Annotated in this window: 12 protein-coding genes; 4 read left to right on the top strand and 8 right to left on the bottom strand. The window is 65.9% G+C overall.

From position 1 onward, the window contains the following. Positions 1 to 126: 126 nt before the first annotated feature. Positions 127 to 1,260, bottom strand: coding sequence for a mandelate racemase/muconate lactonizing enzyme family protein (locus AB1384_14030; protein MEW6555391.1), 1,134 nt, complete (start codon positions 1,258 to 1,260; stop codon positions 127 to 129). A gap of 29 nt (positions 1,261 to 1,289) precedes the next feature. After that, a complete protein-coding gene (locus AB1384_14025; protein ID MEW6555390.1) occupies positions 1,290 to 2,708 on the bottom strand; it encodes an amidase family protein in 1,419 nt (472 codons plus the stop codon). Positions 2,709 to 3,073: 365 nt separating this feature from the next. On the opposite strand from AB1384_14025, the gene AB1384_14020 reads away from it, so the two are divergent. After that, on the top strand, positions 3,074 to 5,959 hold the full coding sequence (locus tag AB1384_14020; protein MEW6555389.1) for a helicase C-terminal domain-containing protein: 2,886 nt from the start codon (positions 3,074 to 3,076) through the stop codon (positions 5,957 to 5,959). 318 nt (positions 5,960 to 6,277) lie between these two features. On the opposite strand, the gene AB1384_14015 is transcribed toward AB1384_14020, so the two are convergent. Continuing rightward, on the bottom strand, positions 6,278 to 7,921 hold the full coding sequence (locus AB1384_14015; GenBank protein MEW6555388.1) for an AMP-binding protein: 1,644 nt from the start codon (positions 7,919 to 7,921) through the stop codon (positions 6,278 to 6,280). Between the two features lie 196 nt (positions 7,922 to 8,117). Between AB1384_14015 and AB1384_14010 the strand changes: the two genes are divergently transcribed. Continuing rightward, positions 8,118 to 8,717, top strand: a complete 600-nt coding sequence (locus AB1384_14010) for a TetR/AcrR family transcriptional regulator (GenBank protein MEW6555387.1) — start codon at positions 8,118 to 8,120, stop codon at positions 8,715 to 8,717. A gap of 84 nt (positions 8,718 to 8,801) precedes the next feature. Next, positions 8,802 to 10,232, top strand: coding sequence for an alpha-L-arabinofuranosidase C-terminal domain-containing protein (locus AB1384_14005; GenBank protein ID MEW6555386.1), 1,431 nt, complete (start codon positions 8,802 to 8,804; stop codon positions 10,230 to 10,232). A 24-nt stretch (positions 10,233 to 10,256) separates the two neighbouring features. Here the strand turns inward: AB1384_14005 and AB1384_14000 are convergent, their stop codons facing one another. The 5 genes from AB1384_14000 to AB1384_13980 form a co-directional block, all read right to left on the bottom strand. Further along, complete coding sequence (locus AB1384_14000) at positions 10,257 to 10,691, bottom strand: hypothetical protein (protein MEW6555385.1); 435 nt, start codon at positions 10,689 to 10,691, stop codon at positions 10,257 to 10,259. Between the two features lie 141 nt (positions 10,692 to 10,832). After that, positions 10,833 to 11,330 (bottom strand): hypothetical protein, encoded by a 498-nt coding sequence (locus AB1384_13995; GenBank protein ID MEW6555384.1) that lies wholly within the window; start codon positions 11,328 to 11,330, stop codon positions 10,833 to 10,835. 221 nt (positions 11,331 to 11,551) lie between these two features. Next, positions 11,552 to 12,859 (bottom strand): TrpB-like pyridoxal phosphate-dependent enzyme, encoded by a 1,308-nt coding sequence (locus tag AB1384_13990; GenBank protein ID MEW6555383.1) that lies wholly within the window; start codon positions 12,857 to 12,859, stop codon positions 11,552 to 11,554. Between the two features lie 718 nt (positions 12,860 to 13,577). Continuing rightward, positions 13,578 to 14,270 (bottom strand): deoxyribonuclease V, encoded by a 693-nt coding sequence (nfi, locus tag AB1384_13985; GenBank protein ID MEW6555382.1) that lies wholly within the window; start codon positions 14,268 to 14,270, stop codon positions 13,578 to 13,580. Positions 14,271 to 14,398: 128 nt separating this feature from the next. Further along, on the bottom strand, positions 14,399 to 14,674 hold the full coding sequence (locus AB1384_13980) for a late competence development ComFB family protein (GenBank protein ID MEW6555381.1): 276 nt from the start codon (positions 14,672 to 14,674) through the stop codon (positions 14,399 to 14,401). A 191-nt stretch (positions 14,675 to 14,865) separates the two neighbouring features. Here AB1384_13980 and rpsF point away from each other — a divergent pair, with 191 nt between their 5' ends. Next, a complete protein-coding gene (gene rpsF / locus AB1384_13975; protein MEW6555380.1) occupies positions 14,866 to 15,159 on the top strand; it encodes a 30S ribosomal protein S6 in 294 nt (97 codons plus the stop codon). The last annotated feature ends 29 nt before the right edge of the window (positions 15,160 to 15,188 follow it).

Here is a 15,188-nt window from a genome sequence, read left to right as displayed (position 1 = left end):
CCGCTAAGGCGAAAGGGGCAAGGTGCCCGTTCGGAGGCGTCCTCCCAAGCTAATAGTTTTCAGCAACCCCTTCCGAAAGGGGCATGGAGAGGCTTACCCTTGACTTGGGTCTTTAAAGGTGACCCCTCAGATCTTTTCGCCGTTGGCGCGCACCTTCTCCCAGTCGACCTCCACCCCCAGGCCGGGCAGGGACGGGACGGCCACGTATCCATCGCCGTCGATGGTTATGGGCTGAGTGAGCATGGCGTCCCTCCCCTCCGGCACCCAGCCGGGCGGGTCGTAGGGGAACTCGCAGTGGGTGCAGTTGGGGATAGCCCCCATGAGCTGCAGGTTGGCCGCCAGCCCCAGCCCGTTGGTCCAGGTATGCGGGTTGTAGACGACGTTCGCGGCCTCGGCCATGCCCGCGATCTTGCGGCAGGTAAGGATGCCGCCCGCGAAGGTGACGTCCGGCTGTAGGATATCGTAGCAGCCCCGGCCCAGGAACTCGCGGAAATCGTCCAGGTCGTCGTTGAGTTCCCCGCCGCTGATGGCCAGGGTGGTGGAGCGCCTCAGGATCGTCAGCCCCTCGTAGTCGTTCATGCGCAGCGGTTCCTCCAGCCATGTCACGCCCAGCTCCTCCAGTTCGCGTGCCATGTACATGGCGCGCTTCAGGTCCCACAGGGGATATCCCGCGAATCCGTGGATGAGCCACGCCTGGTTGGCGTCCACCATGATCTCGATATCGTCTCCCACCGCCACGCGTACCGCTTCCACCACCGCGAGGTCCACGTGTGGGTCCTGGTTACGGACGCGCAGCTTTATCCCCTTGAAGCCCTCCTCCACCAGTCGCAGCGCGTCCTGGGCCCTGGTCTCCGGGTCACGCAGCTCACCGGTGGAGGCGTAGGCCTTGACTCGGTCGCGGGAACCCCCCAGGAGGCGGTAGACCGGCTGCCCCGTCGCCTTGCCGATGATGTCCCAGAAGGCGACCTCGACGAACCAGGGCCGGAAGCCTATGACCTTGGCAGCGCGCAGGACCTTGAGGAAGTCCTCCACCTGGAACGGGTCCCTGCCGATGAGGAAGAGCTTGATGAGGTCGGGTACCCCTTTCCACTCCTGGGTGAAGGCCATGCCCGCACACACCCCGTCGATGCCCTCGTCGGTGATGAGGCGCACGATGACGCAGCTGTTGTTCTGCAGGGGAAGTCCCGGTATCCAGCTGGGGTGGAACGGTTCCGCCAGGGGGAAGTGGCATATGTAGGCCTCGGCGTCGACGATCTTCATCCTGATCCTCCTTGCTTCGTCCTTGCCTTCTAATCCACCGCAGGCCTGGCCTGGCTCCAGGGGCGGGCCCTCTCCAGGGCCGCCGACGCGCGCAGCACCACCGCTTCCTGGAAGCGGTCCCCGACGATCTGCAGGCCCACCGGCAGGCCTTGAGAATTGAAACCGCACGGGACGGAGGCGGCGGGCTGTCCGGTCATGTTGAAGTGCATGGTGAACGGGACCCATCCGGCGGGCCCTACCTCCACCCCCTCGACATCGGGCGGGCCGAGGGGTCCGATGTCGGCATGATCGAAGGCGGGTGCGGCGGTGGTGGGGGTCAGGAGCAGGTCGTAGCGGTCGAATATCTTCCTCACCGCTTCCCATAGTGCGTAGCGGTGATTGAGGATCCTCACAATGTCTTTACTGGAAAAGACCGCCGCGAGGTCCAGGAACGGCAGGTATAGAGGGTAGGCCACGGCCTTGTATTCCTCGAGCCTCTCCTCGTTTGCGGCCACCATCTCGCAGATGGTCAGGGCAATGAAATCCGCCTCCGAAGTGGATGGGAGAGCCGCATCGATCTCCTCGACACTGCAGCCCAGGTCGGCGAAGGCGAAGGCCGCTTCCCTGGCGAGGGCAGCTACTTCGCGGTCCACGGCTGCGGCTACGCCGAGGTCAGGGCTGTAGGCGATGCGCAGGCCTTTAACGTCCTCCCTCATCTCATCCAGGAAACTGCCCGGATAGGCGGGGAGGGACGAGAAGTCTCGCCGGTCGGGCCCGGAGATCACGTCCAGCACGAGGGCGGAGTCCGCCACGGTACGGCTGAGGGGGCCCTCGTGCTCCAGCAGGTCGAAGCCGGGAAGGTGCGGGTACCACGGGACCCTGCCGATGTTGGGCTTGATCCCGAAGACCCCGCACAGCGCCGCGGGAATGCGGATGGAGCCCCCCGCATCGTTACCCATGGCCACGGGGCAGAGCCCGGCCGCCACCGCCGCAGCGGAGCCGCCGCTGGACCCCCCGCAGTGCTTGCCGGTGTCCCAGGGATTGGCAGTCCTCCCGAAGAGGGGGTTCTCGGTGATGCCGATGACGCCGAACTCCGGCATGTTGGTCTTGCCCAGGATGATCGCCCCCGCCTCCTTGAGCCTCTCCAGCAGCACCGCGTCCTCGTCGGGCACGAAGTCCTCGTAGAGCTTCGAGCCGTAGGTGGTCCTGACCCCCTTGGAGTGGATGTTGTCCTTGATGGCCACGGGAACCCCCTCCAGGGGCCTGGCCTTGCCCTGCCGATAGGCTTCCTCCGACTTCTTCGCTGCCTCCTCCGCCGCCTCGGGCAGCAGGGTGACGAAGGCGTTGATGAGCGGATTGACGCGGTCGATGCGGTCCCCCAGTTCCCTGATGGCCTCCCTGGGCGACAGTTCGCCCTTTTCGTAAGCGGTGATCAGCTCCAGGCCCGACATCCATGGTATCTCGGACATGACGGCAACCTCCTGGCTTAACCTCGAGCAGCGGCGGCCGCTCGCGCGGGACCTGCCCAACGTCTTATCCCAACGCAAAGCAAGCAATTTATGTCCTATATACCCACGCCTCGCCCCCGCAAAACCACGGCCGTGCCGTTACCCACAGTCCCTTCCGCCCCGCTCTACCCTTTCCCCGTAGAGCGTGGCCGGCATTAATACTGGCCCCAGTCGCCGGTACGGGGGGATCTTGTTAGATCCATATAGGTTCCCAAACACCATAACAAACCCGATATACCAGGGCCAATGCTCAGGCGTCATCACTCCGTTGTAGAATCAGCATGGTATATCCGACCGCCTGATTTCGTGCGCCCCGGAGGCCTGTTTTGAAGGACTGGAGCGACGGCTACTGCGTCCTGGAGATGGCGACCACCGGCCCCGACCCCGAGACCGCCATGCCGGTGGAGGTGGCGGCCATCCGGGTGCGCGGCGGTGCGGAGGCCGACAGCTTTCACGTTCTCATAGATGCGGGAGTGACCGTGCCGGCGTCCGTGTGCGAGCGGAGCGGCAGGAGCGCGGCGGACTACCACGACGGCGAGGGACCGCACGAAGCCCTGTCTCGCCTGCGCGACTTCCTCGGCCGCAGTAGGGTCCTCGCGCACGAGGGGAAGGCAATGAAGGCCGCGGTCCTGGAGCGCTTCGGGGCCCTCCCCGCCGGACCGGTCCTGGACACCCTTGAACTGGCCTGGATCGTCTCCCCCTACCTGCGCGATCATTCCCTCGCCGCCCTGGCATCAGCCCTGCTGGGCGAGGAACCATCCCATAACGCCCTGGGGGACGCCCGCCTGCTCCTGCGCCTGCTCGCCGAGCTGCGCCGGTCCTGGGAGGAGGCGCCGAGGCGACTGCGCTCCGCTGTTGCCGGCGCATTGGCGGAGGCCGGCAGCCCTTGGGAGGGTTTCCTGCCGGGAAGCGGCGGCCGCACCCCATTCCCCGACCTCGCCGACAGGCTCCCGTGCGTGGACGAAGAGGTGCGGGGCGGAGCGGTTCCGGACCGGTCCGACGAGGACGCCGCGGGAGAGGGGGGCGGCATCGACCCGCACCACGCCGTCTCGCTCTTCGCGCCCGGCGGTCCCCTGTCGGGACTCCTTCCCGACCATGAGTCCCGTCCCCAGCAGGATGCAATGGTCGAAGCGGTGGCCTCGGCTCTGAACGAGTCCGCCTGCCTGGTGGTCGAGGCGGGCACCGGGGTGGGCAAGTCCCTGGCCTACCTGGTCCCCGGGGTCCTGCACGCCCGTGCCAGCGGCGAGCCCCTGGTGGTCTCCACCTACACCCGCAACCTGCAGGAGCAGCTCTTCCACAACGACCTGCCCACCCTCTCACGGGCCCTGGGCAGCTTCGATTTCGCCCTGTTGAAAGGAAGGGGCAACTACCTCTGCGTGCGTAAGTGGGTCGAGTGGTGCGGGCTGCTCGCGCGCGGGGAACCGGTGCTCCACTTCGGCGAGCAGGCCCCGGCCGAGTCCTACGCTTTCCTGGTGTCGTGGCTGTCGCGCACCCCCTCCGGGGACCTGGAGGAGATCTCCCTGGGCCTGCGGTTCCTCCTTGCCGAGCTCGTGCAGGAACTGGCGTCAAGCTCCGAGGACTGCCTGCGCTCCCACTGCCCCTGGTTCAGGCGCTGCTGGGTAGAGAAGGCGCGGGCGCGGGCCGCGGCGAGCGAAGTGGTGGTGGTCAACCACGCCCTGCTCCTCTCGCAGGTGTGCGAGGCCGCTGAAGGGCCCGCCAATCTCGTCCTTCCAGACCACCATACTCTGGTGCTGGACGAGGCGCACCACCTGGAGGACGTGGCCACGGACGCCTTCAGCCTCTCCTTCTCCCTGGAGGCGTGCCTGCGGACCATGGAGGACATCTCCGGCCGCAACGGGCTGTTGACGCGCTGGGGGACCCTGCCGCTGGACCCGGAGGGACAGGCCATGCTCTCCGAGTCATACGAACTCGCGGACAGGTGCCGCTCCCGGGCGGAGGACCTCTGCCTGGGCCCCATCGCCTCGATGCTGCCCGGAGGCGCGGGGATGCGGCCCGAGGGGACGAAGGTGCGCGTGGAGCCGGGCCTGCTCACGCACCCGGCATGGGACCCGGCGCGCGCCGCCGGCCTGGACCTGGCGGCGGACCTCTCCCGCCTCGCGGAACTCTTTCCCGCCCTGGCGGAGAAGGCCCTGGCGCTTGAGGGTAAGGGCGACGAGGAGGCCCTGCACGCTGCGCGCAGGGCGGAGGCCCTCTCCATGCGGGCCGGGGAGGAGGCTGCCGGCCTGGCGGTCTTCCTGCGCGAGCCGGTGGACGAGGACTTCCCCCGTCACCTGCGCTGGATCGAGCGCGCGCGGCCGCGCGCGCGGTCCTCCGCGCCCATCTCCATGGCCCTCATCAGCGCCCCGGTGAGCGTGAGCGAGGAACTCTCGTCCCTGCTCTTCGCGCCCCTGCGGTCGTGCGTGTGCACTTCCGCCTCGCTGTGCGTGCCGGGCGAGCGGGGAGGTTTCGCGTTCTTCCTGCGGCGCACGGGGCTGGACACGCTGGAGGAATCCGGCAGGGATACGCGTCTGCTCGCCCTGGACTCGCCCTTCGACTACTCCTGCCAGGTGCGCCTCTTCGCAGTCACCGACCTGCCCGAGCCCAGGGCGGCGGGGGAGGGTTTCCGCCGCTACATGCAGAGGGTGAGCGGCGTGGTGGAGGAGACGGTGCTGGCCACCGGTGGCAAGGCCCTGGTGCTGCTCACCTCGCACCAGCAGGTGGAGTTCCTCTATTCCGAGCTGCGGCCCCGCCTGGAGGAACAGGGCATCTGCTGCCTGCGCCAGCAGCGCGGCATGCCCAACGCGCTGCTGTTGGAGAGGTTCCGCGCCGACCGTGATTCCGTGCTCCTGGCCACCGAGGCCTTCTGGGAAGGAGTGGACGTGCCGGGGGAATCACTCTCAGCGGTGATAATGGTCAAACTTCCCTTCCGCCACCCGCGGGACCCGGTGGTGGCGGGGCGCGTCGAGCACCACGACCGCGAGGGCAGCGGCGGTTGGGGCTCGTATTACCTGCCCCTGGCTGTGACCCTCTTCCGGCAGGGCATCGGCAGGCTGGTGCGGCGCTCCACGGACCAGGGGATCATCGTGGTGCTGGACCCGCGCTTTCTCACCCGCTCTTATGCGCGTCTCTTCCATGCCGCCCTCCCCGACGGCCTGCGCGTAGAGGTGGTGCGCCGCGAGGAACTGGGCGACTCCATCCGTTCCTGCTTCTGAGCCCTTCAATACCACCGAGAACCGGCGGTAACGGTCCTCGCACCAAGAACAATGGTCCGGCCCGGCGACAAGGCTGGTCGTAGTCGCAATTCCAGCCAGGCATTTCATGTTGTTTTCCCGCCCGCCTGCGCCTGTCGCCGGATTCCCCGCGCAGGCTTTTATATGGGAAACGCCCGATCGAGCTACAGTCCTCCCCCTAAGATGGCATACGCACGCCCTGGCCGTCGGGGCTGGCGCGCGTACCCCAGCCTTCCGGTTTCACGCCTGCGGCGTGAAACGTAGACCCCACCCTATTGGGAAAGGCCGCAGCGCGGGTGATCAGGCTTCGCCGGTGAAGAGGTCCGCGAAGCGGTCGCGCAGCTCCAGCTTGCGCACCTTCAGGGTCATGCCGTAGGGCATCTCCTCCGGCCTTATGATGCGCACGGCCCGGGGGCTCTTATAGAGCGCGATGTTCTCCTTGCACCAGGCCAGGATGTCGTCCTCGCCGGCCTGCGCGCCCGGCCTGAGGGTGACCACGGCCAGGGGGACCTGCTTCTTCAGGGGGTGCGGTATGCCCACCACCGCGGCGTCCGCGACGTCGGGGTGGTTGAGCACCTCCTGCTCAACCTCCACCGAGAAGACCGAGTAGCCGCCGCACTTGATGACGTCCTTCACGCGGTCCACGAAGAAGAGGCGGCCCCACTTGTCCTTGCGCCCCATGTCCCCGGTGCGCAGCCAGCCGTCCACGATGAGCTCGGAAGTGGCCTCGGGATTGCCCCAGTAGCCCTTGGTGATGCCGGGCCCGGCCACCGCCACCTCGCCCACCTCGCCAGCGGGGACCTTCCTGCCGTCCTCGTCGATGATGCGCACGCGCACGGGCGGCAGCGGCCACCCCACGCACCCGCGGGGATATTTCAGCCCCATGATGGCGATCTTCAAAGTGGCGATGCCCGCCAGCTCCACCATACCGTAGACCTCGGTGAAGAAGGCCTTGGGCTGGTAGGGCCCCAGCTTGAACAGTTTTCCCTTGGCGCGGAAGGCCTCCGCGTACTCCTCGGGCATGGCGTCGGCGGCGCTGCCGAACATCTTCAGGGTCGAGAGGTCGTATTTGTCTATCCCCTCGGCGAGCATCATGGCGTACATGGCGGGCACACCCACGAAGAGCCCGACCTTCTCCCTCTGCATGGCCTCGAGGACGGCGCGGGGCTCGAAGTGGCGCATGTAGTAGGCCTTCAGCCCCACGCAGGCGCCGATGATGTAGCAGCCGAAGCCCATGACGTGGGCCGCCGGCAGGCAGAAGAGCCCGGTGAAGCTGGGACCCACCGGGATGACGGCGGCGCCTATCTTCTGCGCGGTGAGCAGGCAGCGCGAGGTCATAACCGCGCCCTTGGGAAAGCCGGTGGTCCCCGAGGTATAGAAGATGGCCACCTCCTGGTCCGGGTCGAGCCTGACCCCTTCCCAGTCCCCCGCCGCGCTCATGGCCTCGTCCAGGGAATCGAAGCCGTCCATGGTCTCTTCACGCGGGCCGGCCATGATCCACTGCTTGATGCTGGGGATCTCGTCCTTGCTCCCGATGTTGCCCTGGAAGACCTCCCGGTCGACGATGATGCGCTCGGCGCCGCAGTTCTCCATGATGTAGCGCATCTCCCTGCCCTTGAGCATGTAGTTCATGGGCACGGCGATGGCGCCGGCGCGGGTGATGGCGAAGATGGATAGGGGGAGGTCGCCGTTGTTGCCGGTGGAGATGCCCACCCGTTCGCCCGGGCGCACCCCCAGGTCCCGCAGGGCGGAGGAGACCTTCTCCACGAAACGCGCGGCGTCCCGGTAGGACATGTGCTTGACTGGGAATTCCTGGTAGCGCAGCGGTTCGTGCAGGGTGCTGAAGGCCTGGTCCCCCCGCAGCTCCGCCATGCGGTCGTGGAAGTTGCCCAGGGTCAGGTCCCTCTGCAGCACAAGCTTGAATTTATCCGGTAAGAGTGCCATCCCGATCCCCTTCCTGCCTTGTGAACAATTATGCCGGAGTTGTCCGCTACTAATTTTACCTTCAGCCGACACCATGTCAAACCGGGCGCGGCCCGCGGTCCACCTGCGCCGCCTTATTGTGCTATATTGGGAATCGACATCAAGTCGAACCAATGGGCGGGCTTTTTCTGCACGGAGCCGGAGAAAGGTAGAGCAGATGACGGTGAAGCGGAGCAAATCCGACATCACCCGGGACAAGCTGACCATCGCCGCCCGCGAGGTCTTCGTGGAGAAGGGCTACCACCGCACCAAGGTGGTGGACATCATCGAGCGGGCGGGGTGCGGCCACGGCACCTTCTACGACTACTTCAAGAGCAAGGACGACGTGCTCATGGCCATCCTGGGTGAACTCATCCGCGAGCTGGAACGCCTGGGCGAGTCCTCGCGCGTGCTCATGGAGCGCATCGCCTTCGACGACTACGACGCCATCCGCATCCTGCTGCAGGGCATCAGCGACATCTTCAGCCGTCACGGCGACCTCAACAACGTCTACATCGAGGCGGCCCTGGAGAGCGCGGTCTTCAGCGACGTCTACAACGACTTCCACCGCGTCTTCTCGGGGATCCTCGAGAGCAAGATCCGGCAGATGCAGGAGGCCGGGAAGTGCGAAGGCCTGGACTCCCGCCTGGCGTCACAGATCCTCGTGACCCTGGTGGGACTGACCGATTACGGCCGCCAGGCCGGCTTCATCGAGGGCGACAACGAGGCGGTCACCGAGAACCTGGGGCTGCTGGTCTTCCGCGCCCTCAACTACTGAGCGCCCATCGCTTTCGCAAGACGGCGCGGCCGCTTCTCCGCCGGCCGACCGGACCTCGTCCCAGAGGAGTGAGGGGGGATAAGGATGAAGGCCAGGGTGACGCTGAAAGCGGGCGAGGCGCAGCAGGTAATAAGCCCGCTGCTCTACGGACATTTCATCGAGAACCTGGGCAAGTGCATCTACGGCGGCCTGCTCCGCCTCGGGGGCTCGGGGTGGGAGGTACACCCGGAAGTCAGGGAAGCGCTTACGGCGCTGCACCCTACCGTGATCCGCTGGCCCGGCGGGCTCTTCGCCGACGGCTATCACTGGAAGGACGGCATCGGCCCCCCCGCCTCAAGGCCGGTCAGGCCCAACCGCTACTGGCGGCGCTTCGGTCCCCTCATGGGCCCCCGGGACCCCAATGCCTTCGGGACCGACGAGTTCATCGACCTCTGCCGCGAGGTGGGAGCGGAGCCCCTGATCAACGTGAACCTGGCCACGGGGACGCCCGGGGAAGCCGCGGACTGGGCGCGCTACTGCGCTGGGCGCGTACGGTGGTGGGGGGTGGGGAACGAGCAATACGGGTTCTGGGCCCTGGGCCACTGCAAGCCCGCCGCATACGCCCGGCGCTACCTCGAGTTCCGCAGGGCGATGCTGGACGCCGACCCGGAGGTCCGCACCATGGTGGTGGGCACCGACGGCAGCTTCGTGCCGGAATGGAACCGCATCGTGCTCGACGCCGTAGGGGAGGAGGCCGACCTCCTCTCCTTCCACGCCTACGTGCCCGGCTTCGAGCACTACCTCTCTTACCTGCGGCGGCAGCGCCGGGACCCCGACGGGGTCTATTACGCCATGGTGGGGGCGGGAGCCGAGATCGAGAGGCGCATATCCTGGACGGAGGACACCCTGCGCGCTGCCCTGGGGCCCCGTTCCCGCCTGCGCCTGGCCCTGGACGAATGGAACCTGTGGTGGAAGCCCACCCAGACCTACCGCGCGGTCTTCACCATGCGGGAAGCCGTGGCCGTCGCGGGCATCCTCAACGCGCTGCACCGCAACGCCCACATCGTGGAGATGGCCAACATCGCGCAACTGGTCAACGTCCTCGGCCTCATCCTCGTCGATAAAAGCGGGGTCAGGCTCAACTCCATCTACCACCCCTTCCTCCTCTTCGCCCGGGAGGCCGGCAGGTTCCTGGTGCCGGTGGAAGCGGAGTCGGACTCTTACTGCACCCCTCCCCTGGGGCTCATCCCGGCCCTGGACAAGGTGCCCTATCTCGATGCCTCGGCGACGCTTTCGCTGGGCAAGGACCGGGTGGCCCTCTTCCTGGTAAACCGGCACCTGAGCGAGGAGGTGTCGGTGGAGGTGGAGGTCTCCGGGCTGCCGGTGCTGTGGGCAAAGCTGAATGCGCTGACCGCCGCTTCCCCTTACGACCGCGAGGTGCGCCTCGAGAAGAGGGAACTGGCGGTGAGCGGCCCCGGGCTGGAGCTGGCCCTGCCTCCCCACTCCATCGCGGCGCTCATCGTGGGCAACGCCTGAGAAAAAGCGGCGAGGCCTTTCGGGTCAGAGGTCGAGGAGGTCGAGGTAGGGGCGTCCGTCCTCGCCGACCAGCGGTATCCTGATGGCATCCGCCTCCTCGATGACCATCTCATCGCCATCGGCGCCCGTAAAACGGCCCCAGATATAGACGGCTGCCTTGCCCGTGCTCGCATATCCGAGGTAACTGTACTGCGGCGCCACTATCCCGGTGAACGGGATGTCCTCCAGGAAGCCGGCGATGAGCACCCCGCCCAGGACCTCGTCCCCCGCGTCCGGCATCTCCGCCCGCGCCTGCTCCAGGAAAGACGGGGCAACGTACCCAACGAACTCGGCCTTCTCCCCGGCCAGCGCCGCCTGCAGCGCCGCTTCCGCCACCTGCACCTCCCGGGGACGGGCATCGGGGACCTCGCCTCCGCAGCCGGCGGCGGTCGCGAGCAGGGCCAGGCAGGAAACGGCCATCAGCACTGCGGAGGCGCGGCCGCGCGAACACCGGCCAGGCCGTCCCCCGGCGCGGCAGCGGCCGGAAAAGGCGCCAGTGGCGGCGGAGGGAGTCCCTGAAGATGTATGCCCCTTACCCATGCGCTCTCCCCCAACGCGCGGTCACGACACCCAGACCGTCTGCTCCGAGACCTGCTCCCAGCCGTCCTCGCCCTTGCGCAGCAGGTAACGGACGCCGGAGCCCGCGAGGGGGCCATAGAGGGAGCCGACCTCCACCACCGCCTCCCCCTTCTCCTCGTCCGCCTCCATCACCGTGATGGAATGCTGGCTGTAGATCCAGACGCGGGGGTCCCCCACCTCTCTCTGCGCGGCCAGGTCCCCGAATTCCTCCAGGGTGATCTCGCTCAGGGCCCCGCCTTCCCACTTCCAGAAGCGCAGTCCCAGCTCCTCGGGGGAATCCTCCGCGACGCTGGCGGGTTTCCTCATCCACTCCACGACGAAGTCGGAGTCGCGGTTCTCGGGGATGAGGATGTTCTCGATGGCGTAGTCCACCGCCTCCTCCTCGAACCCCTGCCGGTCTCCGCCGCCGCAACCGGCCATGAAGGCCAGCGCCTGCAGGAGCAGCAGCAGCGCGATGGCGAAAGCACCCGTTCTTTTCATGCCCCCATTATAGCGGACGCGGAAGACCGCACCGTCCCGAAAACGTGCGGTTCCGGCAGGTCCCCGCTGAAAAGCGCGCTGGTCGCGAACCATCCTCTTCCGGTCCGGGCGGAACGCGCACGGTTAAGGCGAGCAACCGATGGCTGTCTTCGTCACGTCCGCCACAGAGAGAGGGGACCGCCCCGCGGCCCCCTCCTCCTCTGTCACTTCGGTGCTTGCGGCTACACGTCGTTCAGCTTGCCGCTGTGGTAGTCGTCGTAGGCCGACAGGTCGAGCATGCCGTGGCCGGAAAAGTTGAAGAAGATGCACTTGGACTCGCCGCTCTCCCGGCACTTCACCGCCTCGTCGATAACCGCCTTAATGGCGTGGGAGGTCTCGGGCGCCGGCACGATGCCCTCGGTCTGGGCGAAGGTGATCGCCGCGTCGAAGATCTCCACCTGGTGGTAAGCCCGGGCCTCCATGACGCCTTCTTTGACCAGCAGGCTGATGATGGGGGAGTCGCCATGATACCTGAGACCCCCGGCATGGGACGGCGGGGGCACGAAATCGTGACCCAGGGTGTACATGAGCACGATGGGCGCCATGCCCGCGGTGTCCCCGTAGTCGTATTCGTAGCGCCCCGTGGTCAGGGTGGCGCAGGATGTGGGCTCCACGGCGATGAGACGGATGTCGCTGCCGTCGAGCTTCTCCTTGACGAAGGGCAGGGCCACGCCGCCGAAGTTGGAGCCCCCGCCCACACAGCCGATGACCATGTCCGGGTAGTCGTCGAACATCTCGAAGGCCTTCTTGGCCTCTAGGCCGATGACCGTCTGATGCAGCAGCACGTGGTTTAGCACGCTGCCCAGGCTGTACTTGACGTCGTCAGCCTGCACCGCCTGCTCCACGGCCTCGGAGATAGCGATGCCCAGGCTCCCCGGCGTATCCGGGTACTCCGCGAGCATCTTCTTGCCGAACTCCGTCAGCTCGCTGGGACTCGCCGCCACCTGCGCCCCCCAGGTCTCCATCATGGAACGACGATAGGGTTTCTGAGCGTAGCTCGAGCGTACCATGAACACCTGAAGCTCCAGGTCGAAGAAGTTGCAGCCCAGGGAGAGGGCGCTCCCCCACTGCCCGGCGCCGGTCTCGGTGGTGAGCTTCCTCACCCCTTCCTTCTTGTTGTAGTAGGCCTGGGCGATGGCGGTGTTGGGCTTGTGGCTGCCCGCCGGGCTCTCGCCCTCGTTCTTGAAGTAGATACGTGCCGGGGTCTGCAGGCGCTGCTCCAGCCTGAGCGCCCGCACCAGCGAGGTGGGCCTCCAGATCTTGTAGATCTCGCGCACCTCCGGAGGGATCTCGATATAGCGCTCCTGGCTCACCTCCTGCATGATCAGGCCCATCGGGAAGAGCGGGGCGAAGTCGTCCGGGCCCGCCGGCTCCCTGGTCACGGGGTGCAGTGGCGGCGCCAGGGGCTTCGGGAGGTCGGGCTGCACGTTGTACCAGGCCTCCGGGATGTGCTCTTCGGACAATCGGATCGATTTCGGTTTTTCAGCCATCGTTCTCTCCTCCTGACTCCTTTCTCCGTCCATGAATGGAAAAATCTCTGCCTGCTCCCAGCTCCTTTCCCTGTCTATGCATAGAAAACGGCCACGGAGCTTTTCCTCTCCGTGGCCCGTTGATGCCTGCCCTCGGTTACCAGATGCACGGTGGGCAAACACCGCCACGGCGGGTCCGCCACCACCAGGTGAAGACTCCTCTGCTGCGTCCGATAACCTCGCTCACGTTTCCATCCTTTTCCTGGATGATCTCGACGTGGATTGATTATGGCCCCCACCTGCGCTTCTGTCAAGGTTTGCGGCTTCGTTTCTTGTCCGAAACCCAAAAGCGGACAGTTTAAGCTTGAAAACTGGGCACTAACATATTCCAGCTGGTGGTTTGCTCTCGGGAGCAATGGGGATTGAAATACCTTAGTATTTCCGAATATCGGAGGCAGTTGAGGATGAGCAGAGATGAAGCATTAAAGATGGGGAGGCGCGGAACGACGGTGATCCCAGCCTCTCTGCGCAAGGCCTATCACCTGGATGAGCGCTCTATGCTGGTAGCCGAGCTGACCCTCATCTTTACTATGTACTTTCATCGCTGGATTCATCCATGTATTCTTCTTCATCTTCGTACTTCCTTCTTTCTTGTTGCTCCTTTTAGGCAAGAGCCAATACTATCGAGACGATAACATTTCTCATGATAATCTCGCCCTCGATCTGATCACCACCGGCATCAGTGGCTTTCCTTCGCTTCGCGCTTCAGTTGCCCGGCTGTGGCGTGGGCACGCCGCTGGGGCTCGGGCAGCCTCACCCCGCGCAGGCAGGAAAGGACCATGCGCAGCGAGGTTGGCAGGTCCACCAGGTGCCCCACGGAGATGTAGAGGGGTTTCACGCCCCTGCGGGTGCGCAGCACCGCCCCCACCGCCCTCTCCTGGTAGATAAGCGGCTCCCAGTCCCCCACCTCGGGTCCGGGCTCCGCCGCCTCGCCCACCAGCCGGGACTTGGCGCAGCCGACGGTGGGGATGCCGGTGAGCACCCCCAGATGCGAGGCGAGGCCGAAGCCGCGGGGGTGGGCCAGCCCATGCCCGTCCGCGAGGATGAGGTCCGGCTTCCGCCCCAGGGCCTCCAGGGCGGGCAGCAGAGCGGGCAGTTCCCGGAACGAGAGCAGCCCCGGCACATAGGGAAATTCGACCCGCAGGACCGAGGTGTGCACCTCCAGCACCTCCAGGCGGGGAAAGCTCATGAGCACCACCGCGCCCAGGGCCAGCCGGCTCTCGCGCAGGTAGGAGATGTCGGTCCCCGCCACCGTCCGCACCGCGGCCGGATCCAGCAACGGCTCTTCGCGCACCTCGCGGCGCAGGCCTTCCTGGATAACCCTGGCCTCGGCCACGCTCACATCCAGAGGATGACATGATCGTATGCGCATGCGCTCTCCTTCTGCCGCGTCCATGCCTGAATGCTATCACCTTTGCCTGAGGCGGTATTGCAAATGGGATGGATATTTCACTGCCGGGGTGCCGCGTGGCCGACCGGTTGTTATCGTCCGCTTTACTCTCAGCAGCCCTCTTCGTGGCGGGGGTTCTTGCGGATGATCTTGATGGCGTTGGTGACCGCAACGGTGATGTCCGCCTTGAACTGGCTCTCCAGTTCGTTGACCTTGGTGTAAATATAACCCTTGTCCGTCACCACGTACTTGGGGGGGAGGTGGTTCAAGGCCAACGCCTTGATGTCCAGCTTGCACCTCTCGCACTTGCAGATGTCGTCGCGGAAGCCCAGTATCTCTTCCAGGGTCCTGTCCACAACTTCCTCCATATAGTTGGTCAGAAGCATGGCCGCACCTCCTTGTTCCTGATATGCAACCTCATTCTATCTCAATCGGGCGCCCCGCCATAGTGCGTACGCCGTCCTCCCTGCTCGCTCTGTAGCATGGCGGGCAGGCGGGTGCTATAATCTGGACTTGTGCTCGACGCTGCTCCTGCTCCCGGCACGGACCGGGGGCCGCTAGACCAAAGGAGGTGAAGATGCGCGAATACGAGCTCATGTACATCGCCAGGCCCAACCTGGAACCCGAGCAGTACGAAGCCCTGCAGGAAAGGGTCACCGCCCTCGTCGCCCGCGACGGCGGCGAGATGGCCGGCGCGGACGTGTGGGGGAAACGCAGGTTGGGATACCCCATCAAACACGAGACGGACGGTTATTACGTCCTGCTCACCTTCAAGGGCGGCGAGGAACTGGTGCGGGAACTGGACCGCGTCCTTTCCATAACCGACGAGATCATACGTTTCAAGATCTTCCGGATCGACCACCGGAAGTGACCTTCCGCCCGCCGGCGGCCTTGTCACTG

It is taken from the genome of Actinomycetota bacterium (assembly GCA_040757835.1).
Taxonomy (GTDB): Bacteria; Actinomycetota; Geothermincolia; order Geothermincolales; family RBG-13-55-18; genus SURF-21.
The sequence above is the reverse complement of the archived record's forward strand: the minus strand, read 5'-3'. Positions and strand labels throughout refer to the sequence as shown.

Bases quoted from the DNA above. Each gene is read 5' to 3' on its own strand.
- AB1384_14030 (MEW6555391.1), bottom strand. From the start codon at position 1,260: ATGAAGATCGTCGACGCCGAGGCCTACATATGCCACTTCCCCCTGGCG.
- AB1384_14025 (MEW6555390.1), bottom strand. From the start codon at position 2,708: ATGTCCGAGATACCATGGATGTCGGGCCTGGAGCTGATCACCGCTTAC.
- AB1384_14015 (MEW6555388.1), bottom strand. From the start codon at position 7,921: ATGGCACTCTTACCGGATAAATTCAAGCTTGTGCTGCAGAGGGACCTG.
- AB1384_14010 (MEW6555387.1), top strand. From the start codon at position 8,118: ATGACGGTGAAGCGGAGCAAATCCGACATCACCCGGGACAAGCTGACC.
- AB1384_14005 (MEW6555386.1), top strand. From the start codon at position 8,802: ATGAAGGCCAGGGTGACGCTGAAAGCGGGCGAGGCGCAGCAGGTAATA.
- AB1384_14000 (MEW6555385.1), bottom strand. From the start codon at position 10,691: ATGGCCGTTTCCTGCCTGGCCCTGCTCGCGACCGCCGCCGGCTGCGGA.
- AB1384_13995 (MEW6555384.1), bottom strand. From the start codon at position 11,330: ATGAAAAGAACGGGTGCTTTCGCCATCGCGCTGCTGCTGCTCCTGCAG.
- AB1384_13990 (MEW6555383.1), bottom strand. From the start codon at position 12,859: ATGGCTGAAAAACCGAAATCGATCCGATTGTCCGAAGAGCACATCCCG.
- nfi (MEW6555382.1), bottom strand. From the start codon at position 14,270: ATGCGCATACGATCATGTCATCCTCTGGATGTGAGCGTGGCCGAGGCC.
- AB1384_13980 (MEW6555381.1), bottom strand. From the start codon at position 14,674: ATGCTTCTGACCAACTATATGGAGGAAGTTGTGGACAGGACCCTGGAA.
- rpsF (MEW6555380.1), top strand. From the start codon at position 14,866: ATGCGCGAATACGAGCTCATGTACATCGCCAGGCCCAACCTGGAACCC.